This is a genomic window from Enterobacter sp. E20 (assembly GCF_000801755.2).
Lineage (GTDB): Bacteria > Pseudomonadota > Gammaproteobacteria > Enterobacterales > Enterobacteriaceae > Enterobacter > Enterobacter asburiae_B.
Window position 1 is genome coordinate 1,789,961 of record NZ_CP012999.1, and the last position, 24,577, is coordinate 1,814,537.

Below are 24,577 nucleotides of genomic sequence, written 5' to 3' on the forward strand. Positions count from 1 at the left end.
ACATGTATACGAAGATTTTAGGTACCGGCAGCTACCTGCCAAAACAAGTGCGTACCAACGCCGATCTGGAAAAAATGGTAGATACGTCTGACGAGTGGATTGTCACGCGCACAGGTATCCGTGAACGTCGTATTGCCGCGCCAGACGAAACCGTGTCGACCATGGGTTACGAAGCCGCACAGCGTGCTATCGAAATGGCGGGCATTGATAAAGAACAGATTGGTTTGATCGTGGTCGCCACGACGTCTGCCACGCATGCTTTCCCAAGCGCGGCGTGCCAGGTGCAAAATATGCTCGGCATCAAAGGCTGCCCGGCGTTTGACGTCGCTGCCGCGTGCGCAGGCTTCACCTATGCGCTGAGCGTTGCCGATCAGTACGTGAAATCCGGTGCCGTTAAATATGCGCTGGTGATCGGTGCTGACGTGCTGGCGCGTACCTGCGATCCAACCGATCGTGGAACGATCATTATTTTTGGTGATGGTGCGGGTGCGGTGCTGCTGGGGCAGTCCGAAGAGCCAGGTATCATCTCCACGCATCTGCATGCTGATGGCAGCTATGGCGAACTGTTGACCCTGCCTAACGCCGATCGCGTTAATCCGGACAACTCGATTTACCTGACTATGGCAGGGAACGAGGTGTTCAAGGTGGCGGTAACCGAGCTTGCACACATCGTTGATGAAACGCTGGAAGCGAATAACCTTGAGCGTACCGCGCTCGACTGGCTGGTGCCGCATCAGGCGAACCTGCGTATCATCAGCGCCACCGCGAAAAAGCTGGGCATGTCGATGGATAACGTTGTGGTGACGCTGGATCGTCACGGCAACACCTCTGCGGCGTCGGTACCGTGCGCATTTGATGAAGCGGTACGCGATGGACGAATCAAACGGGGCCAGCTGGTCTTGCTTGAAGCCTTCGGTGGCGGGTTCACCTGGGGTTCCGCGCTGGTTCGTTTCTAGTATAAGGAATAAAAAATGACGCAATTTGCTTTTGTGTTCCCGGGCCAGGGCTCTCAAACCGTTGGGATGTTGTCTGAAATGGCAGCACGCTATCCGGTAATTGAAGAGACTTTCCGTGAAGCTTCTGATGCACTGGGTTATGATTTATGGGCGCTGACCCAGCAGGGTCCGGCCGAAGAACTGAACAAAACCTGGCAGACCCAGCCAGCGCTGCTGACCGCGTCCGTTGCGCTGTGGCGCGTCTGGCAGCAGCAGGGCGGTAAAGCGCCAGCGCTGCTCGCAGGTCACAGCCTGGGTGAATACTCTGCGCTGGTGTGTGCCGGCGTGATCGCGTTTGCTGACGCGGTACGTCTGGTGGAACTGCGCGGTAAATTCATGCAGGAAGCGGTGCCGGAAGGCACGGGCGGCATGTCTGCCATCATCGGTCTGGATGATGCTGCAATTGCAAAAGCGTGTGAAGAATCTGCTGAAGGCCAGGTTGTCTCTCCGGTAAACTTCAACTCGCCGGGCCAGGTGGTTATTGCCGGTCATAAAGAAGCGGTTGAACGTGCGGGTGCGGCCTGTAAAGCAGCGGGTGCTAAGCGTGCGCTGCCGCTGCCGGTCAGCGTGCCGTCTCACTGTGCGCTGATGAAGCCTGCTGCCGAAAAACTGGCTGTTGAGCTGGAAAAAATTACGTTTAACGCACCGACGATTTCCGTTGTGAACAACGTCGATGTGAAATGCGAAACCACGCCGGAAGCGATCCGTGACGCGCTGGTTCGCCAACTCTACAGCCCGGTACAGTGGACTAAAACCGTTGAGTTTATGGCCGCTCAGGGCGTTGAACACCTGTATGAAGTCGGCCCAGGTAAAGTCCTCACCGGTCTGACAAAACGTATTGTTGACACCCTGACAGCCTCGGCGATTAACGAGCCGGAAGCGATGTCAGCGGCACTCTCGCAATAAAAGAGGAATACCATGAGTTTTGAAGGAAAAATCGCCCTGGTCACTGGCGCAAGCCGCGGTATCGGGCGTGCAATTGCTGAAACACTGGTTGCGCGCGGCGCGAAGGTGATTGGTACAGCAACCAGCGAGAATGGCGCTCAGGCCATCAGCGAGTATCTGGGTGCAAACGGTAAAGGTCTGGTACTGAATGTGACCGAACCTGCATCTATCGAATCTGTTCTGGAAAATATTCGCGCAGAGTTTGGTGAAGTGGATATTCTGGTAAACAATGCCGGGATCACTCGCGATAACCTGTTAATGCGAATGAAAGACGACGAGTGGAACGATATCATCGAAACCAACCTGTCATCTGTATTCCGTCTGTCAAAAGCGGTAATGCGCGCTATGATGAAAAAGCGTCATGGACGTATTATCACTGTCGGTTCTGTGGTTGGTACCATGGGAAATGCTGGTCAGGCTAACTACGCTGCGGCGAAAGCAGGTCTGATTGGTTTCAGTAAGTCGCTGGCGCGTGAAGTTGCGTCCCGCGGTATTACGGTAAACGTTGTTGCTCCGGGCTTTATTGAAACGGACATGACGCGTGCGCTGACTGATGAGCAGCGTGCGGGTACGCTGGCGGCAGTTCCGGCGGGTCGTCTTGGCGACCCTAAAGAAATCGCCAGTGCGGTTGCATTTTTAGCCTCTGACGAAGCGGGTTACATCACTGGTGAGACCCTCCACGTCAACGGCGGGATGTATATGGTTTAACCACGAGATACACTAAATCATTCTGGTTGGATCAAGGCGGCAAGACCGAGAAGCCTGGGAGCATAGATTACTATGTGACCGGGATTAGAGGGCGCAGCCAACGCAGAGGCAGCCTGGATGATGACGTGTAGAAAAATATTTGCGTTATTAGGGCAAATAGCCTCAAAATAACGTAAAATCGTGGTACGAACTGCCGGGATTTAGTTGCAAATTTTTCAACATTTTATACACTACGAAAACCATCGCGAAAGCGAGTTTTGATAGGAAATTTAAGAGTATGAGCACTATCGAAGAACGCGTTAAGAAAATTATCGGCGAACAGCTGGGCGTTAAGCAGGAAGAAGTTGTGAACTCCGCTTCCTTCGTTGAAGACCTGGGCGCAGATTCTCTTGACACCGTTGAGCTGGTAATGGCTCTGGAAGAAGAGTTTGATACTGAGATTCCGGACGAAGAAGCTGAGAAGATCACCACCGTTCAGGCTGCCATTGATTACATCAACGGTCACCAGGCGTAAGTGAACATCTCCAGGCGGTCATTCGACCGCCTGAGTTTTATCTTTTTTATTCCCACGAATCTCTTTTTTTATCCCTCCCTGGAGGACAAACGTGTCTAAGCGTCGTGTAGTTGTGACCGGACTTGGCATGTTGTCTCCTGTCGGCAATACCGTAGAGTCCACCTGGAAAGCTCTCCTTGCCGGTCAGAGCGGCATCAGCCTAATCGACCATTTCGATACTAGCGCCTATGCAACGAAATTTGCTGGCTTAGTAAAGGATTTTAACTGTGAAGAGATCATCTCGCGCAAAGAACAGCGCAAGATGGATGCCTTCATTCAATATGGAATTGTCGCTGGCGTTCAGGCCATGCAGGATTCTGGCCTTGTGATTACGGAAGAGAACGCAACCCGTATTGGCGCCGCTATCGGCTCCGGGATTGGCGGTCTTGGCCTGATCGAGGAAAACCATACATCTCTGATGAATGGTGGCCCGCGTAAGATCAGCCCGTTCTTCGTTCCGTCCACGATTGTTAACATGGTGGCGGGTCACCTGACCATCATGTTCGGCCTGCGTGGGCCAAGCATTTCAATCGCGACTGCCTGTACGTCTGGCGTACATAACATCGGCCAGGCCGCGCGCATTATTGCGTACGGCGATGCAGATGCTATGGTTGCGGGCGGTGCTGAAAAAGCCAGTACCCCACTGGGTGTGGGCGGTTTTGGTGCGGCGCGTGCGCTGTCTACCCGCAATGATAACCCGCAGGCGGCGAGCCGTCCGTGGGATAAAGACCGTGACGGCTTCGTGCTGGGCGACGGGGCGGGCATGATCGTACTGGAAGAGTACGAGCACGCGAAAAAACGCGGCGCGAAAATTTATGCTGAAATCGTTGGTTTCGGCATGAGCAGCGATGCTTACCACATGACGTCTCCTCCTGAGAACGGCGCGGGTGCTGCGCTGGCGATGGAAAATGCGATTCGTGATGCGGGTATTACCCCAGCACAAATTGGCTACGTGAACGCGCACGGTACCTCTACACCTGCAGGCGATAAAGCTGAAGCTCAGGCGGTTAAGTCTATCTTCGGCGAATTTGCCAGCCGCGTAATGGTGAGCTCCACCAAGTCCATGACTGGTCACCTGTTGGGTGCGGCGGGTGCAGTAGAGTCAATCTACTCCATCCTTGCGCTGCGCGATCAGGCTGTTCCGCCAACCATCAACCTGGATAACCCGGATGAAGGTTGCGATCTGGACTTCGTTCCTCACGAAGCGCGTCAGGTTAGCGGTATGGAGTACACCCTGTGTAACTCCTTCGGCTTCGGCGGCACCAACGGCTCTCTGATCTTCAAAAAGATCTGATCCTGACGTCCCGATAGCATTTAAAAAGGTCCGCTTGCCGGGCCTTTTTTATTAAGCCTAATCTTCTTGTCGGCTGCATGACATCCTGCCAGACTAATTGCCCACGCATAAGGAGCCACCATGTTTTTAATCAATGGCCTTGAGCAGGACACGCTGCCTGCCAGCGACAGGGCGATACAGTTCGGTGATGGTTGCTTTACGACGGCGCGCATTCTGGAAGGTGATGTCTGCCTGCTGGAGGCGCACATTCGACGCCTGCAGCATGGCTGTGAAAAGCTCATGATCCCCTTTACGCACTGGGACACGTTGCGACAGGAAATGTGCCAGTTGGCAACCGGGAAGGACAGCGGCGTACTCAAAGTCATCATCAGCCGCGGCAGTGGTGGCCGGGGTTACAGCGCCGCATCGTGTATCAACCCTACGCGTATTCTCTCCGTTTCTGCTTATCCCGCGCATTATACTCGCTGGCGAGAAGACGGCATCACGCTGACGCTGAGCCCAGTACGACTGGGACGAAATCCGATGCTGGCCGGGCTTAAGCATCTCAACCGCCTCGAGCAGGTGCTCATTCGTACTCATCTTGAACAGACGGACGCCGATGAGGCGCTGGTTCTTGACAGCGAAGGGTTCATTACGGAATGCTGTGCGGCTAATTTACTCTGGCGGCAGGGGGAAGAGGTGTTCACTCCGTCGCTGGAACACGCTGGCGTAAATGGGTTAATGCGCCAGTTTTGTCTGCAACAGCTGGCACGCTCTGGCTTTCGCGTTGTCGAAGTTAGCGCAGGAGAAGCCGCGCTACAGACTGCCGATGAAGTCATCATCTGCAATGCGCTGATGCCTGTTGTACCCGTCCGTGCGTATGGCCAACAACGCTGGTCTTCGCGCGAACTGTTTCAGTTTTTAGCCCCGATATGTGAGCAAACCAGATAGTCATGAAAAAAATGTTGCGCGTTGTCCTTATCCTCATCGTTGCGCTGGGCGTCGCCGGCGGAGCGGGCGTATGGAAAGTTCGCCAGCTGGCGAACAGCAAGATCCTGGTTAAAGAGGATACGATCTTTACCCTGAAAGCGGGAACCGGCCGTCAGGCGCTTGGGGAACAGCTCTATGGCGACAAGATTATTAATCGTCCACGCGTATTCCAGTGGCTATTGCGCGTGGAACCTGAGCTGTCACATTTCAAAGCCGGTACCTATCGTTTTACGCCGGGAATGACCGTCAGAGAGATGCTGCAGCTGCTGGAAAGCGGTAAAGAAGCCCAGTTCCCCCTGCGGTTTGTGGAAGGGATGCGCCTGAGTGATTACCTCAAACAGCTGCGTGACGCGCCGTATATCAAACATACGTTAAAAGACGATAGCTATCAGACGGTGGCAGAAGCGCTGAAGTTTGAACATCCGGAATGGGTGGAAGGCTGGTTCTGGCCAGACACCTGGATGTACACGGCAGGCACGACCGATGTGGCTATCCTGAAGCGGGCGCACAAAAAAATGGTTGCCGCCGTAGATGCCGCCTGGGAAGGGCGGATGGAAGGATTGCCTTACAGCGATCCGAACCAGTTCGTGACCATGGCCTCGATCATCGAGAAAGAGACGGCCGTCGCTGCTGAGCGCGATCGGGTGGCGTCAGTATTTATCAACCGTCTGCGCATCGGCATGCGTCTGCAAACCGACCCTACCGTTATCTACGGCATGGGCGAGAGCTATACCGGCAAAATCTCAAGAAAAGATCTGGAGACGCCAACTGCGTATAATACCTACGTGATTAGCGGTTTTCCGCCGGGCCCGATTGCCACGCCGAGCGAGGCGTCGCTTAAAGCCGCCGCGCATCCGGCGAAAACACCGTATCTCTATTTTGTGGCTGATGGAAAAGGGGGGCATACCTTTAACACCAACCTTGCCAGCCACAATCGCTCTGTTCAGGACTATCTGAAGGCACTTAAGGAAAAAAATGCGCAGTAAATACATTGTCATTGAGGGACTCGAAGGGGCGGGTAAAACCACCGCCCGCAACGTGGTGGTGGATACGCTCAAAGCGCTTGGCGTGGCGGACATGGTATTTACCCGCGAGCCGGGCGGCACGCAGCTGGCTGAAAAGCTGCGCAGCCTGGTACTGGATATCAAATCCGTCGGCGACGAAGTTATCACTGACAAAGCCGAAGTGCTGATGTTCTACGCGGCGCGCGTTCAGCTGGTTGAGACGGTGATCAAACCCGCCCTGGCCGAGGGCAAGTGGGTTATCGGCGACCGTCACGATCTGTCGACTCAGGCGTATCAGGGCGGAGGACGCGGCATCGACCAGACAATGCTGGCAACGCTACGTAATGCCGTACTGGGTGATTTTCGCCCCGACCTGACGCTCTATCTGGATGTGACCCCGGAAGTGGGTCTCAAACGTGCCCGCGCGCGCGGCGAGCTGGACCGCATTGAACAAGAGTCGTTTGATTTCTTTAACCGCACCCGTGCGCGCTATCTTGAGCTGGCCGCACAGGACAGCTCAATTTGTACCATCGATGCGACGCAGTCTCTGGACGACGTTACGCGCGACATTCAGCACACCATTACGCAGTGGGTGCAGGAGCAGCAGGCATGAAATGGTATCCATGGTTGCGCCCACACTTTGAACAGCTGATCGGCAGCTATCAGGCGGGTCGGGGGCATCATGCGTTACTGATTCAGGCGTTGCCAGGAATGGGTGATGATGCGTTGATTTATGCCATCACCCGTTTTCTGATGTGTCAGCAGCCGGAAGGGCACAAGAGCTGTGGTAAATGCCGTGGCTGCCAGCTGATGCAGGCGGGCACGCATCCTGACTACTACACCCTTGAGCCTGAGAAGGGTAAAAGCGCGCTCGGTATCGATGCCGTGCGTGAAGTCAGTGAAAAATTGTATGAACACGCGCGACTGGGCGGCGCTAAAGTGGTCTGGCTTAAAGACGCCACGCTGCTTACCGAGGCGGCGGCTAACGCCCTGCTTAAAACCCTGGAAGAGCCGCCGGTTAAAACGTGGTTTTTCCTCTCATGTCGTGACCCGGGACGATTACTGGCGACGTTGCGCAGCCGTTGTCGTCTTCATCACCTTGCAGTACCTCAGGAATCGTGGGCGCTGAGCTGGCTTGAACGAGAGGTGACAACGTCACCTGAAAGCGCGCTGTCCGCCTTGCGCCTGAGCAGCGGCGCGCCCGCGGCGGCGCTGGCACTACTGCAGCCTGACGTCTGGTCAGAGCGAGAAACGCTCTGCCGGGCCCTGGATGTCTCACTGAACAGTCAGGACTGGCTAAGTTTACTGCCTGCGCTTAACAGCGATCGGGCCGTTGATCGTCAGCACTGGCTGGCCTCCCTACTGCTGGATGCGCTCAAAATCCAGCAAGGTGCAACGCTTCTGACTAACCCGGACGCGTTGCCGCTGGTGAATACGCTGGCGAACCGGCTCTCAGGGACGGTTCTTCACGCGATGCTCCATGACATCTGCCAGAGCCGTGAACAGCTTTTAACCGTAACGGGTCTTAATCGCGAGCTTTTACTGACCGACCAGTTACTGCGTATCGAACATTACCTGCAACCCGGCGTCACACCGCCTGTTTTCCATCTCTGAGAGAGACATTATGTTTTTAGTCGACTCACACTGCCATCTTGATGGCCTGGATTATCAATCCCTGCATAAAAACGTGGATGACGTGCTGGCAAAAGCCGCTGCCCGCGATGTGAAATTCTGTCTTGCGGTGGCGACGACGCTGCCGGGCTACCGCTCCATGCGTGAGCTGGTGGGCGTTCGCGATAACGTGGTGTTCTCCTGCGGCGTACATCCGTTGAATCAGGACGAGGCCTACGATGTTGAGGATCTGCGCCGACTGGCAGCCGAAGAGGGCGTTGTGGCGATGGGCGAGACCGGGCTGGACTATTTTTACACGCCGGAAACCAAACCGCGCCAGCAGGAGTCCTTCCGCAACCATATTCGCATTGGCCGGGAACTGAATAAGCCGGTTATCGTCCACACCCGCGATGCGCGTGCGGATACCCTGGCTATCCTCCGGGAAGAAAACGTGACGGATTGCGGTGGCGTACTACACTGTTTCACAGAAGACAGAGAAACGGCGGGGAAGCTGCTTGATTTGGGGTTTTATATCTCGTTTTCGGGGATCGTGACGTTCCGTAACGCTGAGCAGCTGCGTGATGCTGCACGTTATGTTCCGCTCGATCGCATTCTGGTGGAGACGGATTCTCCGTACCTGGCACCGGTACCGCATCGCGGTAAAGAGAACCAGCCCGCTATGACGAGAGATGTGGCTGAGTACATGGCCGTACTGAAGGGCGTCAGCATCGATGAGCTGGCCCGCGTGACGACGGAAAACTTCTCCACGCTGTTCCATATCGACCCCGCCCGCCTGCAATCTGTTTGATACACCTGTTTTTTTTAGGCTCGTAATTAATAAGTAAAGCGAGTAAAGTTCACCGCCTCATTTGGGGCGGTGAGTGTGTATTTAGACACATCCGGACATGCTTTTTGTAAATAACTGAAAGTTTTTCGACCGCCTTAAGCTGAAACGTGATAGCCGTCAAACAAACTCAGAGGGAATTATTTTACTCTGTGTAATAAATAAAGGGCGCTTAGATGTCCTGTCCACGGCACGGTACTCCCCCCGCGCCAATGCGTGAAAGCGTAAAAAAAGCACAAATACTCAGGAGCACTCTCAATTATGTTTAAGAATGCATTTGCTAACCTGCAAAAGGTCGGTAAATCGCTGATGCTGCCAGTATCCGTACTGCCTATCGCAGGTATCCTGCTGGGTGTCGGTTCTGCTAACTTCAGCTGGCTGCCAGCCGTAGTGTCCCACGTGATGGCCGAAGCAGGCGGTTCTGTCTTTGCTAACATGCCACTGATCTTCGCGATCGGTGTGGCTCTGGGCTTCACCAATAACGACGGCGTTTCTGCGCTGGCTGCAGTGGTTGCCTACGGCATCATGGTGAAAACCATGGCTGTGGTTGCGCCGCTGGTTCTGCATTTACCGGCAGAAGAGATCGCCGCGAAACACCTGGCGGACACCGGTGTTCTGGGCGGTATCATCTCCGGTGCGATTGCAGCGTATATGTTTAACCGCTTCTATCGCATCAAGCTGCCTGAGTATCTGGGCTTCTTCGCGGGCAAGCGTTTCGTTCCGATCATCTCTGGTCTGGCAGCGATTTTCACTGGCGTGATCCTGTCCTTCATCTGGCCACCAATCGGCTCTGCTATCCAGACCTTCTCTCAGTGGGCTGCTTACCAGAACCCGGTTGTGGCGTTTGGTATCTACGGCTTCATCGAGCGTTGCCTGGTGCCATTCGGTCTGCACCACATCTGGAACGTTCCATTCCAGATGCAGATTGGTGAATTCACCAACGCAGCAGGTCAGGTATTCCACGGCGATATCCCACGTTACATGGCGGGCGACCCAACTGCAGGTAAACTGTCTGGTGGCTTCCTGTTCAAAATGTACGGTCTGCCAGCAGCTGCGATTGCTATCTGGCACTCTGCTAAGCCAGAGAACCGTGCAAAAGTGGGCGGTATCATGATCTCCGCAGCGCTGACCTCGTTCCTGACCGGTATCACCGAGCCGATCGAGTTCTCCTTCATGTTCGTTGCGCCGATCCTGTACGTTATCCACGCGATTCTGGCGGGCCTGGCGTTCCCAATCTGTATCCTGCTGGGTATGCGTGACGGTACGTCCTTCTCTCACGGTCTGATCGACTTCATCGTTCTGTCCGGTAACAGCAGCAAACTGTGGCTGTTCCCAATCGTGGGTGCGTGCTATGCCGTTGTTTACTACACCATCTTCCGCGTGCTGATTAAAGCACTGGACCTGAAAACTCCGGGTCGTGAAGATGCGACAGAAGACAGTAAAGCTGGCGCTACCAGCGAAATGGCTCCGGCACTGGTCGCAGCGTTCGGCGGTAAAGAGAACATCACTAACCTGGACGCGTGCATCACTCGTCTGCGTGTGAGCGTTGCCGACGTGGCGAAAGTAGACCAGCCGGGTCTGAAAAAACTGGGCGCAGCGGGCGTAGTTGTTGCAGGTTCTGGTGTACAGGCAATCTTCGGTACCAAATCCGATAACCTGAAAACCGAAATGGATGAGTACATCCGCAGCAACTAAGTTGTGACCTGGGGAGACTAAGGCAGCCGAATGGCTGCCTTTTTTATTTGTGTCTTAAAAAACGCCACTGAGACGCGAGAGCGGTCACTCTTCAGTCAGCTGATGAACATTCAGGAAAGAAATCGAGGGAGGAGGTTGAAAGGACAGGAGAAACTCGCTCATACTCTTGGATTGTGTCACACACCGATCCCGGGAGTGTGTTTACAGCGGACGCATTGCGCCAGATTAAACAAAAAAGGAAAAGGTCATGGCTGAAGAAACGATTTTCAGTAAAATTATCCGCCGCGAAATCCCGTCGGATATCGTCTATCAGGATGAACTGGTGACGGCTTTCCGGGACATTTCCCCTCAGGCCCCGACGCACATCCTTATCATTCCCAATATTCTGATTCCGACTGTAAACGACGTAAAAACCGAGCATGAAGTGGCGTTAGGTCGTATGCTGACTGTGGCTGCCAGAATCGCTGAACAGGAAGGGATTGCAGAAGACGGTTACCGTCTGATCATGAACTGCAACCGCCATGGTGGCCAGGAAGTTTATCATATTCACATGCATCTGCTGGGTGGACGTCCTCTGGGGCCGATGCTGGCACATAAAGGTCTTTGACATGCTGAAAGGGCGTATTGCAGCGCTGGTAATGGCGATGATGATTGTGGGGTGCAGCTCGCGTCCGGCGATCCCCGTGAATGATGAACAGACGCTGGTCATGGAGTCCTCCGTGCTTGCCGCGGGCATCACGGCGCAACAGCCCGCGTTGACCATCAGTGAAATCAACTCATCTGCCTCCTCTACGCTCTTTAATGAAAGACATGAACCGGTGACGGTCCACTACCGTTTTTTCTGGTATGACGTAAGAGGTCTTGAAATGCATCCGCTGGAGGCGCCGCGCAACGTCACCATTCCGGCCAGGTCGTCGGTAACGCTCTATGGCAGCGCCAACTATCTGGGTGCGCATAAGGTGAGACTTTATCTTTATCTCTGAGGGGTGAACCTTGATTAAAAATTTGAGCCGCTATGCGCTCGTGACAGCTTTCGCTCTGTTTCTTGCAGGGTGTGTGACCCGAACTGAACAGCCTGCGCCTGTGGAAGAGGCTAAACCGGGTACTGAACAGCCGACACCGCCAACGCAGCAGCAGCCAACCGTGCCGTCTGTACCGTCTATTCCGGCGCAGCCAGGCCCGATTGAACATCCGGACCAGACGTCACAGCCCACGCCGCGCGTGCGCCATTACGACTGGAACGGGGCTATGCAGCCGATGGTAGGCAAAATGCTGCAGGCGCAGGGCGTGACGGCGGGCAGCGTATTGCTGGTCGACAGCGTGAACAACCGTACCAACGGTTCGCTGAACGCGGGTGAAGCCACGGAAACCCTGCGTAATGCTCTGGCTAACAACGGCAAGTTTACGCTGGTCTCGGCTCAGCAGCTCGCCGTCGCCAAACAGCAGCTGGGCCTGTCGCCGCAGGATAGCCTCGGTACCCGCAGCAAGGCGATCGGCATTGCCCGTAACGTTGGCGCGCAGTATGTGCTTTACTCTAACGCCACCGGTAACGTGAATACCCCAGCCCTGCAGATGCAGCTGATGCTGGTTCAGACAGGCGAAATTATCTGGTCAGGTAAAGGTGCGGTTACGCAACAATGACGGCACGCGTGAAGAGATTCTGACGCGCTATTTTCCTCAGTACCGCCTTATCGCGCCGCAGGCCCATTCCGGGCTTGGCGGCGCGAGTTGCATTATAGAACAGGGCGAACGACGTCTGGTCTTGCGGCAAAATCACGATCCCGACGCGCCTGCCTCCCATTTCCGTCGTCAGTTTCGTGCCCTGAGACGTCTTCCGTCAGATCTCGTGCCTGCCCCTCGTTTTTTCAGACAGGGCTGGATGGCCGTCGACTATCTGGAAGGTGAAGTTAAAAGCGCGCTGCCGGACACGCCGGAGCTTGCGGCGGTGCTGTATCATCTGCACCGGCAGCCACGTCTGGGATGGCGAATTACGTTATTCCCACTGCTGGAACATTACTGGCAGCAAGCCCTGCCTGACAGGCGTACTCCAGTGTGGCTGGCACTTCTCAGGCGGCTGCGTAAAACGGGCGAGCCGCAGCCGATTCGGCTCGCGCCGCTGCATATGGATGTTCATGCCGGGAATATTGTTCATACGCCAGCGGGGATCAGGCTTATCGACTGGGAGTATGCCGGAGATGGCGATGTGGCGCTGGAGCTGACGGCCGTCTGGACGGAGAGTGAAGCCGCGCGGCAGATGCTCATCAGGGGCTACGCCCGGGTGGCGCATATTGACCCCGACGCGCTGAGGCGTCAGGTCAGACGCTGGCGACCCTGGGTCATTATGTTAATGGCTGGCTGGTTTGAAATGCGCTATCGGCAGTCCAGAGACAAACAATTTATTGCGCTGGCAGACGATGCCTGGCGTCAGTTACAAACTAAAGGATAAGAGAGGTGGATGTGGGTCCAGTCATGTTGGATGTTGAAGGGGTTGAGCTGGATGCGGAGGAGCGTGAAATTCTGGCGCATCCGCTGGTGGGTGGCCTGATCCTGTTTACTCGCAACTATCACGATCCGGCGCAGCTGCGCGAGCTGGTGCGTCAGATCCGCGCCGCGTCGCGCAATCATCTGGTGGTGGCCGTCGATCAGGAAGGCGGGCGCGTGCAGCGTTTTCGCGACGGTTTTACCCGTCTCCCGGCAGCCCAGTCATTCGCTGCGCTGCTCGGCACGGAAGAGGGTGGAAAACTGGCGCAGGAGGCCGGCTGGCTGATGGCCAGCGAAATGATTGCTATGGATATCGACATCAGCTTTGCACCGGTGCTGGATGTAGGGCATATCAGCGCTGCCATTGGCGAGCGCTCATACCATGAAGACCCGCGTATTGCGCTGGCAATGGCGACCCGGTTCATCGACGGCATGCACGACGCAGGCATGAAAACCACCGGGAAACACTTCCCGGGTCACGGGGCGGTGACGGCGGATTCTCACAAAGAGACCCCGCGCGATCCGCGCCCGGAAGCGGAAATTCGCGCCAAAGATATGTCGGTTTTCCAGTCGCTTATCACCGATAACAAGCTGGATGCCATTATGCCCGCGCACGTGATTTACAGCGACGTCGACCCGCGTCCTGCCAGCGGTTCTCCGCACTGGCTGAAAACCGTTCTGCGTCAGGAGCTGGGCTTCAACGGCGTGATTTTCTCTGACGATTTGTCGATGGAAGGGGCCGCGATCATGGGCAGCTACGCTGAACGCGGTCAGGCATCGCTGGATGCGGGTTGCGATATGATCCTGGTCTGCAATAATCGTAAAGGTGCCGTTAGCGTGCTGGATAACCTGTCGCCGATCAATGCAGAGCGTGTTACACAATTGTATCATAAAGGTTCATTTAGCCGTCAGGAGCTGATGGATTCGGCGCGCTGGAAGACGGTCAACGCCCGGCTTGAAGACCTGAATGAGCGCTGGCAGGCACATAAAGCCAGCCTGTAAACCCTCCCGGAAGGCGTAGCGTGGTGAGAAGACGATGATCATCTATTTACACGGTTTTGACTCAAACAGTCCTGGCAATCATGAGAAGGTGCTGCAGCTGCAGTTTATCGATCCGGATGTACGGTTGATCAGCTACAGCACGCGTCATCCGAAGCATGATATGCAGCATCTGCTCAAAGAGGTGGACAAGATGTTGCAGCTCAACGTCGACGATCGCCCGTTGATTTGCGGCGTAGGGCTGGGCGGCTACTGGGCGGAGCGGATTGGCTTCCTGTGCGACATTCGCCAGGTGGTGTTCAATCCTAACCTGTTCCCGAACGAGAACATGGAAGGCAAAATTGACCGTCCGGAAGAGTATGTCGATATTGCGACCAAGTGCGTGAGCAACTTCCGTGAGAAAAACCGCGACCGCTGCCTGGTGATCCTTTCCCGTAATGATGAAGCGCTCAACAGCCATCGGGCAGCAGAGCTCCTGCATCATTACTATGAGATCGTCTGGGACGAAGAACAGACCCACAAGTTCAAAAACATCTCTCCGCATCTGCAGCGTATCAAAGCGTTTAAAACGCTGGGTTAATCAAGTACCCGCAAGCATCAAAGCCCGGCCGCGAAAGCGCACCGGGCTTTCTTTTTGACCAGAATTGTCTACTTTTAAGCCATCAAAACTTGATGCATATCAATTTTGGTATGACCAATGCGCCTGACGTGGTATTCTCAATGCACCTGAATGGTTTCAGTGCTGTAACCTGTTGTTAATTAAGGGTTATTTTTATAACTTTTAATTAACAATTGGTTAATAATTTGAGGGGGTCACGTTGACTACGCCATTGAAAAAGATAGTGATTGTAGGCGGTGGTGCTGGCGGGCTGGAGCTGGCTACACAGCTGGGCAAGAAGCTGGGTCGCGGTAAAAAAGCCAAAATTACGCTGGTGGATCGTAACCACAGCCACCTGTGGAAACCGCTGCTGCACGAAGTGGCGACCGGTTCTCTGGATGAGGGCGTGGACGCGCTCAGCTATCTGGCGCACGCGCGCAACCATCATTTCCAGTTCCAGCTGGGCTCGGTGGTGGACATCAACCGTGAAAGCAAAACCATTACCCTGGCAGAGCTGCGCGATGAAAAAGGGGAGCTGCTGGTTCCCGAGCGTAAACTGGCGTACGACACGCTGGTCATGGCGCTGGGTAGTACCTCCAACGACTTCAACACGCCGGGCGTGAAAGAGCACTGCATCTTCCTCGATAACCCGCACCAGGCGCGTCGTTTCCATCAGGAAATGCTGAACCTGTTCCTGAAGTACACCAGCAATATGGGTGCGAACGGTAAGGTGAATATCGCTATTGTCGGCGGCGGCGCGACGGGCGTTGAGCTGTCAGCGGAGCTGCACAATGCGGTGAAACAGCTGCACAGCTACGGTTACAAAGGGTTAACTAACGAAGCGCTGAACGTCACGCTGGTTGAAGCCGGTGAACGTATCCTGCCTGCGCTGCCTCCGCGTATTTCCGGTGCGGCGCACAATGAGCTCACCAAACTGGGCGTGCGGGTGCTGACGCAGACCATGGTGACCAGCGCCGACGAAGGCGGCCTGCACACCAAAGACGGCGAGTATATCAAAGCGGATCTGATGGTCTGGGCGGCTGGTATCAAAGCGCCTGACTTTATGAAAGAGATCGGCGGTCTGGAAACCAACCGCATTAACCAGCTGGTTACGGAGCCAACGCTGCAAACCACGCGCGATCCTGAAATCTTTGCCATCGGTGACTGTGCCTCCTGCGCGCGCCCTGAAGGTGGATTCGTGCCGCCGCGCGCGCAGGCCGCTCACCAGATGGCAAGCCTGGTGCTGCACAACATTCTGGCGCAGTACAAAGGCAAGCCAATGAAAGCCTATGTCTACAAAGACCACGGTTCACTGGTGTCATTGTCAAACTTCTCTACCGTCGGCAGCCTGATGGGCAACCTGATGCGCGGCTCAATGATGGTAGAAGGGCGCATTGCCCGCTTCGTGTATATCTCCCTGTACCGCATGCACCAGATTGCGCTGCACGGCTACTTCAAAACCGGGCTGATGATGCTGGTGGGCAGAATCAACCGCGTGATCCGTCCGCGTCTGAAGCTGCACTAATCTTTCACTCCCTCCGGGCCCTCCGGAGGGAGTTTTTAGCATTTCATGCTGTAGATCACAGTTTGACTGCTTAAGAGTTCTCCTAAATACAATATATCTCCTCTCAACGCCCCTTTTTTGATCCTTTATCTTATTGGCGAAGCCGTGCCTCCATTGCAAAATTGTTACCAATAGCAACAAAGGAGGAAGTCCCGTGAATAAATCAATGTTGGCGGGTATAGGGATTGGCGTCGCGGCTGCGTTAGGTGTGGCTGCCGTTGCCAGTCTCAACGTATTAGATCGCGGCCCGCAGTATGCACAGGTGGTTTCTGCTACACCGATTAAAGAAACCGTAAAAACGCCTCGTCAGGAGTGCCGTAACGTCTCCGTGACGCACCGTCGTCCGGTGCAGGATGAAAACCGCATTGCCGGTTCTGTTCTGGGTGCAGTAGCGGGTGGCGTTATTGGTCACCAGTTTGGCGGCGGCCGGGGTAAAGACGTGGCGACCGTGGTCGGCGCGCTGGGTGGCGGCTATGCCGGTAACCAGGTGCAGGGCGCGATGCAGGATAATGATACCTACACCACGACTCAGCAACGCTGCAAAACCGTCTATGACAAGTCGGAAAAAATGCTGGGCTATGACGTGACGTACAAAATTGGCGATCAGCAGGGCAAAATCCGCATGGATAAAGACCCGGGCACGCAAATTCCACTGGATGGAAACGGCCAGCTGGTTCTGAATAACAAAGTGTAAAAAAGATGTTCTCTGAATTTAGCTCCTCATGCGCTCAGGCTGAGGAGCTTTTTTTTTGCTTCAGATTTTCAGTAGCTCAGGCCACAGCCGCAGCGTGGTTTCGCTAATATGCTGCAGTTTTTCCAGCGTGGCCCCTTCACGGGCGCTGATCGACATCCCCTGCAAAATACAGCTCAGGTATTGTGCCAGCAGCTGAGGGTTGCATTGCGCGGGGATTTCACCGCGCTGCTGGCGCTGAGCCAGAAATGCGCTGAGGGTCTCCTCCTGCATGGCATGTCGTGATTTCACCGTATTGGCAATCTCTTTAGAGGACGCCGCAAGGGTGGCAGAGGTGTTAATCATAAAGCAGCCCGCAGGCGTTTCTTTACTGGTGAAACAGGTCGCGACGGCGGTGAAATAGTCCCGAAGCGCCTGTTCAACGCTTTTCTCTTCGCAGAACAGCTGGGCTTCGTGTTTCGCCGCAAAGCGCGAAATGTATCTGTCCAGCACCGCCCTGAACAGCCCCTCTTTATTGGTAAATTCGGCATACAGCGTCGGCGCTTTGGCTCCGGTGGCTTCTACCAGATCGGAAAGCGAGGTTGCTTCATACCCATGTTGCCAGAAGAGAGTCATGGCCTTATCAAGCGCTGCATCCCTGTCAAACACTTTTGGTCGGCCACGGCTTTTCTTCGCACAACTCGTGACATCGGTTGTCATTTGCCGTTGGTCCTCTGTTGGTTTGGTGAATGACCATTATAAAAATAAACGTAACCCACCACCAGTGCAGAATGCTTAAAAATAAATTAATCATATATGTATGAAAAATAACAATTTTAAAATTAAGTTAACGCTCGTTATAAAATTGTGTTGACGCGTGACCTGGATCACATTTATGATTTACCTATCGATCGTTAACTAAATGATTAACGACCTCCAAATTCATCTGCTAAAGGTAAACATCATGAAAAACGTAAAAACTCTCATCGCTGCCGCTGTCCTGAGTTCACTCTCTTTCGCAAGCTTTGCTGCTGTACAGGTACAATCCACCCCTGCTGACCAGCATAAAGTCGGGACAATCTCTGCGTCTGCAGGTACTAACCTGGGTTCCCTGGAAGATCAGCTGGCGCAAAAAGCGCAAGAGATGGGTGCAAAATCTTACCGCATCACCTCAGTGACCGGTCCTAACACCCTGCACGGCACGGCGGTCATCTACAAATAAGCCGTGCATAAACCCTCATTTATGCCACTGCAATAAAAAACGCCCTGCTCAGCAGGGCGTTTTTTTATTTCTGATTTACATCGACTGCGGGACGACATCGTGATGCCGGGTGACATCGGTCGGCATGCCTGACCGGGCTTCCATCGCACGCTCCATCACCACGCTGTTGGTATTCGCATTCGTTTTGAAACTTACCATCGCGGCATTCAGGTTAATGGGCAGCGTCTGCGGATCGTCGCCAATGTTTTTCGATAACGGCTGATGGATCTCAACCAGCCGCACGCCGCCGGGCTCCTCTGAAACCTTAATCGGCGTATTGATAATATTCACTTTGGTTCCCGGCGTAACGACGTTAAACAGCGTTTTGATATCGTCATCGCGCAGACGAATACAGCCGGAGCTGACGCGCATGCCGATGCCAAAGTCCGCATTCGTTCCGTGCAGCAGGTAGACGCCGCCGTATGCCGCCAGGCGGATCGCGTGGTGCCCCATCGGGTTATCCGGACCAGCCGGCACCACGGCAGGAAGATCGATCCCCTGGGCCTTATAGCGGGCACGAATGTTGGCCGTCGGGGTCCAGGTTGGATTCGCGCGTTTATCCGAGACGGTGGTGACCATCGTCGGCGTCAGCGTGTCGCCGCCCAGCTGACCAATACCGATAGGGTAGACGGTGACTTCATTTTTACCCGGCGGGTAATAGTACAGGCGCAGCTCGGCGAGGTTTATCACCATCCCCTCGCGCGGGGCGTCCGGCAGGATAGTCTGTAACGGGATGGTCAGTACGCTGCCCGCGCGCGGGACATACGGGTCGACGCCGGGGTTCGCCTGCAGCAGGGCCAGAAAACCGACGTTATATTTTTTGGCAATCGCTTCCAGTGAACCACCATTATTTTCAACTACATGAAAGCGGTTTTCACCCACGACATTGCTGCCGGGAGGGGGAAGGGGCCAGGTGTTTGCCCGAGCGGGAAGCGCAACCGCGACGGTGGCTGCCAGCGCAAACAGGGTCATCCAGCGAGTAAAACGCGAAGAGGTCATCATCACCATAATCCATCTAAATGATAAGGTTATTATTTTATAAGGCGTTAAACATAATTATGGCGAATGGGTATGTCGGGAAGATCGGGTGAAGTGCAAAGAGTTTGTAAATTGTCCCCCCGTAGCGCCGGGCTAACAGGGGGAAGGGATCCCCATAAAATAATGCCTGAACGGACGACCCCCTCTCCCTTGAGGGAGAGGGTTGGGGTGAGGGGGAACATACGGCTCTGGTGGTCATTCCGTTCACTTCATGTTCCTTGCTACTCTTTAACGACATAACCGGTGAACGTGCCAGGGTGGCTCAATCGCCACCACCCTGGCGACCCGGGCTCCCGGCGGTAAATCGCCGCTTCGCGGATTGTTCGCCCCATCCCTGGGGCTCACCCCTTCGGGGCCAGCGCAAGCGCTGTCCAAAATTGCTCCCGGCAATTTTGTCTTCGGCTTATTCCTTCCGGCTTATCGGGGACGGGCGGAGGCAACGTCCATGTAAAGCCCGCCCTCTCGGCGCATCCCTGCGCCTCGCCCCGGCCTGCAGGAAACGCCTCAGCGATTTACAGCCGGACCAGGGTGTCGCTGTAAGCTGTTCCTTCCCGGAAGCAACTTTCATCGCTTCCGGTTAATAAACTACATGAAATTCCTCAGTTAACAGGGGGAAGGGAGGTTATGCGATCGCGTTCTCTTCCAGCTGGCGCATAAAGTTACGCACCCAGTCCATACGGGTTTTGCGCTCCGTCAGCTCCTGGGTAAATTTCAGACGGGTTGGACCATCCAGACGGAAATGCTGCGGCTGTTTTTGCAGCAGGCCGATCAGCCACATCGGGTTGACGTGATTCTTCTCGGCGAATTCAATCACGCCGCCTTTTTCATTGCCTTCAAGCTTGCGGATCCCCAACTTTTGCGCCTGCTGGCGCAGCCTCGCGATATCCAGCAAATTTCTCGCCGGATCGGGCAGCAGACCAAAGCGGTCAATCAGCTCCACCTTGATCTCTTCCAGCTCGTTCTCCTTCTTCGCGCTGGCGATGCGCTTGTAGAACGACAGTCGGGTATTCACGTCCGGAATAAAATCGTCCGGCAGCAGGGAAGGCATACGCAGCTCGACCTCGGTCTGCTGGCTGGTGAGATCTTCCAGCGACGGCTCGCGTCCGGCCTTCAGGGCATCAACCGCGTTTTCCAGCAGCTCCATATAGAGCGAGAAGCCGATGGTTTCCATGGAGCCGCTCTGGTCTTCACCCAGCAGTTCGCCGGCACCGCGGATCTCGAGATCGTGCGTCGCCAGCGCAAAGCCAGCGCCGAGGTCTTCCAGCGAGGCGATGGCTTCCAGACGCTTTTGCGCGTCGGTGGTCATCGCTTTCGGATGCGGCGTCAGCAGCCAGGCGTAGGCCTGATGGTGCGAACGCCCGACGCGGCCGCGCAGCTGGTGAAGCTGCGCCAGACCAAAGTGATCCGCACGCTCAATGATGATGGTGTTCGCCGTCGGAATGTCGATCCCGGTCTCAATGATGGTGGTACACACCAGCACGTTAAAGCGCTGGTGATGGAAGTCGTTCATTACCCGCTCCAGCTCGCGCTCGCGCATCTGCCCGTGACCGATAGCGATGCGCGCTTCCGGCACCAGCTCCGCCAGCCTGTCCGCCGCTTTCTGGATGTTTTCCACGTCATTGTAGAGGTAGTAGACCTGACCTCCGCGCAGCACTTCACGCAGAATGGCCTCACGCACCACCAGATTATCGTACTCGCGGACAAAGGTTTTCACCGCCAGACGGCGCGCAGGCGGCGTGGCGATAATTGACAGATCGCGCATGCCGCTCATCGCCATGTTGAGGGTTCGCGGGATCGGCGTCGCGGTCAGGGTCAGGATATCGACGTCGGCGCGCATCGCTTTGATTCGCTCTTTATGACGCACCCCGAAGCGGTGCTCTTCGTCGACGATCAGCAGCCCCAGATCTTTCCACTTCACGTCGCTTTGCAGCAGCTTGTGGGTGCCGATCAGAATATCGATTTTGCCTTCGCTGGCCTGTTCGAGGATCTGCGTCTGCTCTTTAGTGCTGCGAAAACGCGAGAGCATCTCGATACGTACCGGCCAGTTGGCGAAACGGTCGCGGAAGTTGTCGAAGTGCTGCTGTGCGAGCAGGGTGGTCGGCACCAGCACCGCCACCTGCTTGTTGTTTTCCACCGCAAGGAAGGCGGCGCGCATCGCCACTTCGGTTTTGCCGAAGCCGACGTCGCCGCAGACTAAGCGGTCCATGGCCAGCGGCTGGCACATGTCGCTCAGCACGGCGTTGATGGCCTGGGCCTGATCCGGCGTGGTTTCAAACGGGAAGCTGTCGCAGAACAGCTGGTACTGTTCTTTATCATGCTTAAAGGCGAAGCCCTGTTTAGCCGCGCGCTGGGCGTAGATATCCAGCAGCTCGGCGGCCACGTCGCGTACTTTTTCCGCCGCCTTCTGGCGCGCGCGCGCCCAGGCATCGCCGCCCAGCTTGTGCAGCGGCGCATTCTCTTCGGCGCCGCCCGCGTAGCGGCTGATCAGATGCAGAGAGGAGACCGGGACATACAGTTTGGCGTCGTTGGCGTAGGTGAGCATCAGATATTCACCTTTGATGCCGCCCGCTTCCAGCGTGGTCATCCCCTGATAGCGCCCAACGCCGTGTTCCAGGTGAACAATCGGCTGGCCCGGATGCAGCTCGGCCAGGTTACGGATCAGAGTGTCCGGGTTGATGGTCCGACGGCTGTCCTGACGGCGACGCGCGACGCGCTCGCCCAGCAGATCGCTTTCGCAAATCAGCGCCAGGTTGTTGAGCGTGTCGATGAACCCGTGCTCGGCGGCGCCAATCATCAGATAACGGCCGTTTCCGGTCGCTTCGCTCAAACGCAGGATGCGCTTCGGCGCCACCTTAATGCGTCCCAGTAGCTCACCTAACGCTTCGCGGCGGCCTTCACTCTCAACGGAGAACACCACCGGGCCGGTGAAGGACTCCAGGAACTTGCGCAGATTATCCAGCGGGGATTTCTGCTGCGCCTGAACGGCCAGGTCCGGCAGCGTCCGGAAGGCGAGGTTGGTGTTAGCGGCCTTGTCGGCAAGCGAATCGGTTTTCAGCTGCATGCGCGGCCAGCGCTTCAGCTCGGCGTTGAGCTCGTCGGTGCGCAGCCACAGCGCTTCCGGTGGCAGCAGCGGACGCATCGGGTCAACGCCACGGTTTTCAAAGCGGGCGCGGGTTTCGCTTTCAAAGCGGCTGGCGCTGGCGTCGATATCCCCGGTGTTGACAATCAGCGTGTTCGCCGGGAAGTAGCTGAACAGGGCAGGCAGCGGCTCGTTGAAGAACAGCGGCTGCCAGTATTCGATCCCGGCTGGAAGCGTGCCTTTACTGACCTGCTGATAAATATGTTCCGCGTCGCGCTTCACCTCGAACTTATCGCGCCACTGGCTGCGGAACAGCTCGATAGCGGTTTTGTCCGTGGGGAACTCATGCGCGGGCAGTAAATTGATCGACTCGACTTCCTCCAGCGTGCGCTGCGTGTCAGCGTCGAATACGCGCAGGCTGTCGATTTCATCATCAAAGAAATCCAGACGATACGGCTGGTCGCTGCCCATCGGGTAAAGGTCAAGCAGCGCGCCGCGGGTCGCGTATTCCCCGTGCTCCATCACCTGGTCGACGTGGCGATAGCCGGCACCGTCAAGCTGCGCGCGCAGGGCATCACGGGACAGACGCTGGCCTTTTTTCATCACCAGCGCGTGACCGTGCAGATAGCTGTGCGGACAGACGCGCTGCATCAGGGTGTTCACCGGCACAATCAGCACGCCGCGCTGCATGGTCGGCAGCTGATAGAGCGTCGACAGGCGCGAGGAGATGATCTCCTGATGCGGAGAGAAGCTGTCATACGGCAGCGTCTCCCAGTCGGCCAGGCTGAACACCAGACTATCGGTGAACTGGCGAATTTCGTCGTGCAGGCGCAGGGCGTTTTGCATATCCGGGGCAACCAGAATCACCGGGCCTGGATGACGCTCGGCGATTTCCGCCACCAGCGTGGCGCACGCCGCGCCCGTGAGTTCACCCAGCTGGCGCTGGTCGCCCGCTTTGACAGGCAAGGAATAACGATAGTGTTCAGGCATGGCTATGTCAGAGTCTCTTATGGATATACCAACAGTATTGGGGCATATCACTGATACGCAATGTCTTTATTATCCTCGATCGTTTTACATAAGCAAATCGTAACCGCACGGCAGGGCTAAACGCCCCCGAAACGGGGGCGGAGAGGGCATTAACGCGTTGAAGGTGACAGGGTTAGCGTAGACGGAGGAGAGAAGAACACGTCCCCAAACAGCGCGGTGGAGATTTTACGCACTCCGAGCCCGGCAAGGGTACAGATAAGCAGGCTGGCAAACGGGTAGACCAGCACTAAGGTGAGCTCTGCCCAGACCGGCCACGAGGCGGCATTCATCTCGCCAATCAGGAACAGGCTAAAGGCCTCAATCAGGATGCGGTGGGTGGTATAAATCGCGATGGTGTTGGAGCCAATCACATTTAGCAGATTGTTCGGGTTAACGGCGTAGCGCTGCTCAAGGCTGTAGAACAGCTTCATGATCAGCACAATCGACAGCAATGAGAGCAGCAGCGGAACGTTAGCAAACCACAGCACCACGGAGACGGCGGCGAAAGCCCCGGTTGCCAGCCAGAAGCGGCGCAGGTTGACGCTTTTCATCCACGCCATCAGCGCTGCGCCATACCACGCCCCGAGGCAGTAGTAGATCATGTTGCGGACCACGCTGTTCATCCCCCACCACGGCAGCGGCATGAAGTTAATCGCGATGCTCGCCAGTGCCAGCAGTCCCAGTACCGGCAGCTTCCAGCGGCTCAGCAGTTTACACAGCGTGAAGTAGACCACCAGAGCATACAGATACCACAGGCTGGTGCTGGCGGTGAGCATACCCCGTACAAATCCTGAGAGCGAGTCGGCGTAGGCCGCGTTCGACGCGGTGGCAAGCTCACGCTCGGGCGCCAGCCAGGCGTTCAGGTGGGTCAACGCCTGCCATTGCAGGACGCCCCACAGCACCAGGACCCAGACAATGCTCCAGATCCGTTTATCGAGACTGGTTCGCCAGTCCACTTCGTCAATATAACGACGGATCAGATAGCCGGAGATGAAGAAGAAGACCGGCATACGAAACGGTGCGAGATAGAGGTTAAAATAGACCCAGCATTTGGCGAGAAGGCCGGAGAGCGGGTGTTGCAGCCCGATCAGATGCGGATAAAACGTGATAACCGAATGATAGATAACCACCAGGCAGATACACAGCCCTTTTATCTGGTTAATCCATAATGCTTTTTGCTTCATTGTTCGCCACTACCTTATTGCCATAAACGAACGAGCAATTGTTGTAAAACGAAGCC

24 protein-coding genes are annotated in these 24,577 nt (G+C 55.7%); 20 read left to right on the forward strand and 4 right to left on the reverse strand.

Annotated elements, in window-relative coordinates; genetic code table 11:
• Positions 1-2 precede the first annotated feature (2 nt).
• From NI40_RS08430 to NI40_RS08520, 19 genes are all read left to right on the forward strand, one after another.
• Positions 3-956, forward strand: coding sequence for a beta-ketoacyl-ACP synthase III (locus NI40_RS08430; RefSeq protein WP_023311150.1), 954 nt, complete (start codon positions 3-5; stop codon positions 954-956).
• Between the two features lie 15 nt (positions 957-971).
• Positions 972-1,901 carry an ACP S-malonyltransferase gene (fabD, locus tag NI40_RS08435; RefSeq protein WP_033145214.1) on the forward strand — a complete coding sequence of 310 codons (930 nt, stop codon included), beginning with the start codon at positions 972-974 and terminating at the stop codon, positions 1,899-1,901.
• A gap of 12 nt (positions 1,902-1,913) precedes the next feature.
• Positions 1,914-2,648, forward strand: a complete 735-nt coding sequence (fabG, locus tag NI40_RS08440) for a 3-oxoacyl-ACP reductase FabG (protein WP_008500795.1) — start codon at positions 1,914-1,916, stop codon at positions 2,646-2,648.
• Positions 2,649-2,925: 277 nt separating this feature from the next.
• Positions 2,926-3,162, forward strand: coding sequence for an acyl carrier protein (gene acpP, locus NI40_RS08445; protein WP_003857954.1), 237 nt, complete (start codon positions 2,926-2,928; stop codon positions 3,160-3,162).
• A gap of 91 nt (positions 3,163-3,253) precedes the next feature.
• Positions 3,254-4,495, forward strand: coding sequence for a beta-ketoacyl-ACP synthase II (gene fabF / locus NI40_RS08450; RefSeq protein ID WP_039261904.1), 1,242 nt, complete (start codon positions 3,254-3,256; stop codon positions 4,493-4,495).
• Between the two features lie 120 nt (positions 4,496-4,615).
• Positions 4,616-5,425, forward strand: a complete 810-nt coding sequence (gene pabC / locus NI40_RS08455; protein WP_039261906.1) for an aminodeoxychorismate lyase — start codon at positions 4,616-4,618, stop codon at positions 5,423-5,425.
• A 2-nt stretch (positions 5,426-5,427) separates the two neighbouring features.
• Complete coding sequence (gene yceG, locus NI40_RS08460) at positions 5,428-6,450, forward strand: cell division protein YceG (RefSeq protein WP_039261908.1); 1,023 nt, start codon at positions 5,428-5,430, stop codon at positions 6,448-6,450.
• Positions 6,440-7,081: a dTMP kinase gene (gene tmk, locus NI40_RS08465; RefSeq protein WP_023311155.1), complete on the forward strand. Its 642-nt coding sequence runs from the start codon at positions 6,440-6,442 to the stop codon at positions 7,079-7,081. The genes yceG and tmk overlap by 11 nt, the downstream gene beginning before the upstream one ends.
• Positions 7,078-8,082, forward strand: coding sequence for a DNA polymerase III subunit delta' (holB, locus tag NI40_RS08470; RefSeq protein ID WP_039261910.1), 1,005 nt, complete (start codon positions 7,078-7,080; stop codon positions 8,080-8,082). The genes tmk and holB overlap by 4 nt, the downstream gene beginning before the upstream one ends.
• A 10-nt stretch (positions 8,083-8,092) precedes the next feature.
• On the forward strand, positions 8,093-8,887 hold the full coding sequence (locus NI40_RS08475; RefSeq protein WP_029739870.1) for a metal-dependent hydrolase: 795 nt from the start codon (positions 8,093-8,095) through the stop codon (positions 8,885-8,887).
• A gap of 297 nt (positions 8,888-9,184) precedes the next feature.
• On the forward strand, positions 9,185-10,618 hold the full coding sequence (gene ptsG / locus NI40_RS08480; protein ID WP_023311158.1) for a PTS glucose transporter subunit IIBC: 1,434 nt from the start codon (positions 9,185-9,187) through the stop codon (positions 10,616-10,618).
• 247 nt (positions 10,619-10,865) lie between these two features.
• Positions 10,866-11,225 (forward strand): purine nucleoside phosphoramidase, encoded by a 360-nt coding sequence (gene hinT / locus NI40_RS08485; RefSeq protein WP_033145218.1) that lies wholly within the window; start codon positions 10,866-10,868, stop codon positions 11,223-11,225.
• Between the two features lies 1 nt (position 11,226).
• Positions 11,227-11,601, forward strand: a complete 375-nt coding sequence (locus tag NI40_RS08490; RefSeq protein WP_039261911.1) for a YcfL family protein — start codon at positions 11,227-11,229, stop codon at positions 11,599-11,601.
• 13 nt (positions 11,602-11,614) lie between these two features.
• A complete protein-coding gene (lpoB, locus tag NI40_RS08495) occupies positions 11,615-12,259 on the forward strand; it encodes a penicillin-binding protein activator LpoB (RefSeq protein ID WP_103791505.1) in 645 nt (214 codons plus the stop codon).
• Entirely contained in the window at positions 12,240-13,064 is an 825-nt protein-coding gene (gene thiK, locus NI40_RS08500) for a thiamine kinase (protein ID WP_039261913.1), read from the forward strand. Before lpoB ends, thiK begins: the two co-directional genes overlap by 20 nt.
• A gap of 11 nt (positions 13,065-13,075) precedes the next feature.
• Positions 13,076-14,101 carry a beta-N-acetylhexosaminidase gene (nagZ, locus tag NI40_RS08505; protein ID WP_039262160.1) on the forward strand — a complete coding sequence of 342 codons (1,026 nt, stop codon included), beginning with the start codon at positions 13,076-13,078 and terminating at the stop codon, positions 14,099-14,101.
• A 34-nt stretch (positions 14,102-14,135) separates the two neighbouring features.
• On the forward strand, positions 14,136-14,678 hold the full coding sequence (gene ycfP, locus NI40_RS08510; RefSeq protein ID WP_008500781.1) for an alpha/beta hydrolase YcfP: 543 nt from the start codon (positions 14,136-14,138) through the stop codon (positions 14,676-14,678).
• A gap of 238 nt (positions 14,679-14,916) precedes the next feature.
• Positions 14,917-16,221: an NAD(P)/FAD-dependent oxidoreductase gene (locus NI40_RS08515; RefSeq protein WP_023335290.1), complete on the forward strand. Its 1,305-nt coding sequence runs from the start codon at positions 14,917-14,919 to the stop codon at positions 16,219-16,221.
• 193 nt (positions 16,222-16,414) lie between these two features.
• A complete protein-coding gene (locus tag NI40_RS08520) occupies positions 16,415-16,954 on the forward strand; it encodes a glycine zipper 2TM domain-containing protein (RefSeq protein WP_008500779.1) in 540 nt (179 codons plus the stop codon).
• Positions 16,955-17,014: 60 nt separating this feature from the next.
• Here the strand turns inward: NI40_RS08520 and NI40_RS08525 are convergent, their stop codons facing one another.
• Positions 17,015-17,650: a TetR/AcrR family transcriptional regulator gene (locus tag NI40_RS08525; protein WP_029739866.1), complete on the reverse strand. Its 636-nt coding sequence runs from the start codon at positions 17,648-17,650 to the stop codon at positions 17,015-17,017.
• Between the two features lie 244 nt (positions 17,651-17,894).
• On the opposite strand from NI40_RS08525, the gene bhsA reads away from it, so the two are divergent.
• Complete coding sequence (bhsA, locus tag NI40_RS08530; RefSeq protein WP_023616599.1) at positions 17,895-18,152, forward strand: multiple stress resistance protein BhsA; 258 nt, start codon at positions 17,895-17,897, stop codon at positions 18,150-18,152.
• 75 nt (positions 18,153-18,227) lie between these two features.
• On the opposite strand, the gene ldtC is transcribed toward bhsA, so the two are convergent.
• From ldtC to NI40_RS08545, 3 genes are all read right to left on the reverse strand, one after another.
• Positions 18,228-19,193: a L,D-transpeptidase LdtC gene (gene ldtC / locus NI40_RS08535; protein ID WP_039261914.1), complete on the reverse strand. Its 966-nt coding sequence runs from the start codon at positions 19,191-19,193 to the stop codon at positions 18,228-18,230.
• Positions 19,194-19,851: 658 nt separating this feature from the next.
• The gene (gene mfd, locus NI40_RS08540; RefSeq protein ID WP_023311167.1) at positions 19,852-23,298 is read right to left on the reverse strand and encodes a transcription-repair coupling factor; all 3,447 of its coding nucleotides are present in this window, start codon (positions 23,296-23,298) and stop codon (positions 19,852-19,854) included.
• A gap of 149 nt (positions 23,299-23,447) precedes the next feature.
• The gene (locus NI40_RS08545) at positions 23,448-24,521 is read right to left on the reverse strand and encodes an acyltransferase family protein (protein WP_039261916.1); all 1,074 of its coding nucleotides are present in this window, start codon (positions 24,519-24,521) and stop codon (positions 23,448-23,450) included.
• Positions 24,522-24,577: the final 56 nt, after the last annotated feature.

Coding starts and splice junctions, on each gene's coding strand:
- NI40_RS08430 (WP_023311150.1), top strand. CDS start 3: ATGTATACGAAGATTTTAGGTACCGGCAGCTACCTGCCAAAACAAGTG.
- fabD (WP_033145214.1), top strand. CDS start 972: ATGACGCAATTTGCTTTTGTGTTCCCGGGCCAGGGCTCTCAAACCGTT.
- fabG (WP_008500795.1), top strand. CDS start 1,914: ATGAGTTTTGAAGGAAAAATCGCCCTGGTCACTGGCGCAAGCCGCGGT.
- acpP (WP_003857954.1), top strand. CDS start 2,926: ATGAGCACTATCGAAGAACGCGTTAAGAAAATTATCGGCGAACAGCTG.
- pabC (WP_039261906.1), top strand. CDS start 4,616: ATGTTTTTAATCAATGGCCTTGAGCAGGACACGCTGCCTGCCAGCGAC.
- yceG (WP_039261908.1), top strand. CDS start 5,428: ATGAAAAAAATGTTGCGCGTTGTCCTTATCCTCATCGTTGCGCTGGGC.
- tmk (WP_023311155.1), top strand. CDS start 6,440: ATGCGCAGTAAATACATTGTCATTGAGGGACTCGAAGGGGCGGGTAAA.
- holB (WP_039261910.1), top strand. CDS start 7,078: ATGAAATGGTATCCATGGTTGCGCCCACACTTTGAACAGCTGATCGGC.
- NI40_RS08475 (WP_029739870.1), top strand. CDS start 8,093: ATGTTTTTAGTCGACTCACACTGCCATCTTGATGGCCTGGATTATCAA.
- ptsG (WP_023311158.1), top strand. CDS start 9,185: ATGTTTAAGAATGCATTTGCTAACCTGCAAAAGGTCGGTAAATCGCTG.
- hinT (WP_033145218.1), top strand. CDS start 10,866: ATGGCTGAAGAAACGATTTTCAGTAAAATTATCCGCCGCGAAATCCCG.
- NI40_RS08490 (WP_039261911.1), top strand. CDS start 11,227: ATGCTGAAAGGGCGTATTGCAGCGCTGGTAATGGCGATGATGATTGTG.
- ycfP (WP_008500781.1), top strand. CDS start 14,136: ATGATCATCTATTTACACGGTTTTGACTCAAACAGTCCTGGCAATCAT.
- NI40_RS08525 (WP_029739866.1), bottom strand. CDS start 17,650: ATGACAACCGATGTCACGAGTTGTGCGAAGAAAAGCCGTGGCCGACCA.
- bhsA (WP_023616599.1), top strand. CDS start 17,895: ATGAAAAACGTAAAAACTCTCATCGCTGCCGCTGTCCTGAGTTCACTC.
- ldtC (WP_039261914.1), bottom strand. CDS start 19,193: ATGATGACCTCTTCGCGTTTTACTCGCTGGATGACCCTGTTTGCGCTG.
- mfd (WP_023311167.1), bottom strand. CDS start 23,298: ATGCCTGAACACTATCGTTATTCCTTGCCTGTCAAAGCGGGCGACCAG.
- NI40_RS08545 (WP_039261916.1), bottom strand. CDS start 24,521: ATGAAGCAAAAAGCATTATGGATTAACCAGATAAAAGGGCTGTGTATC.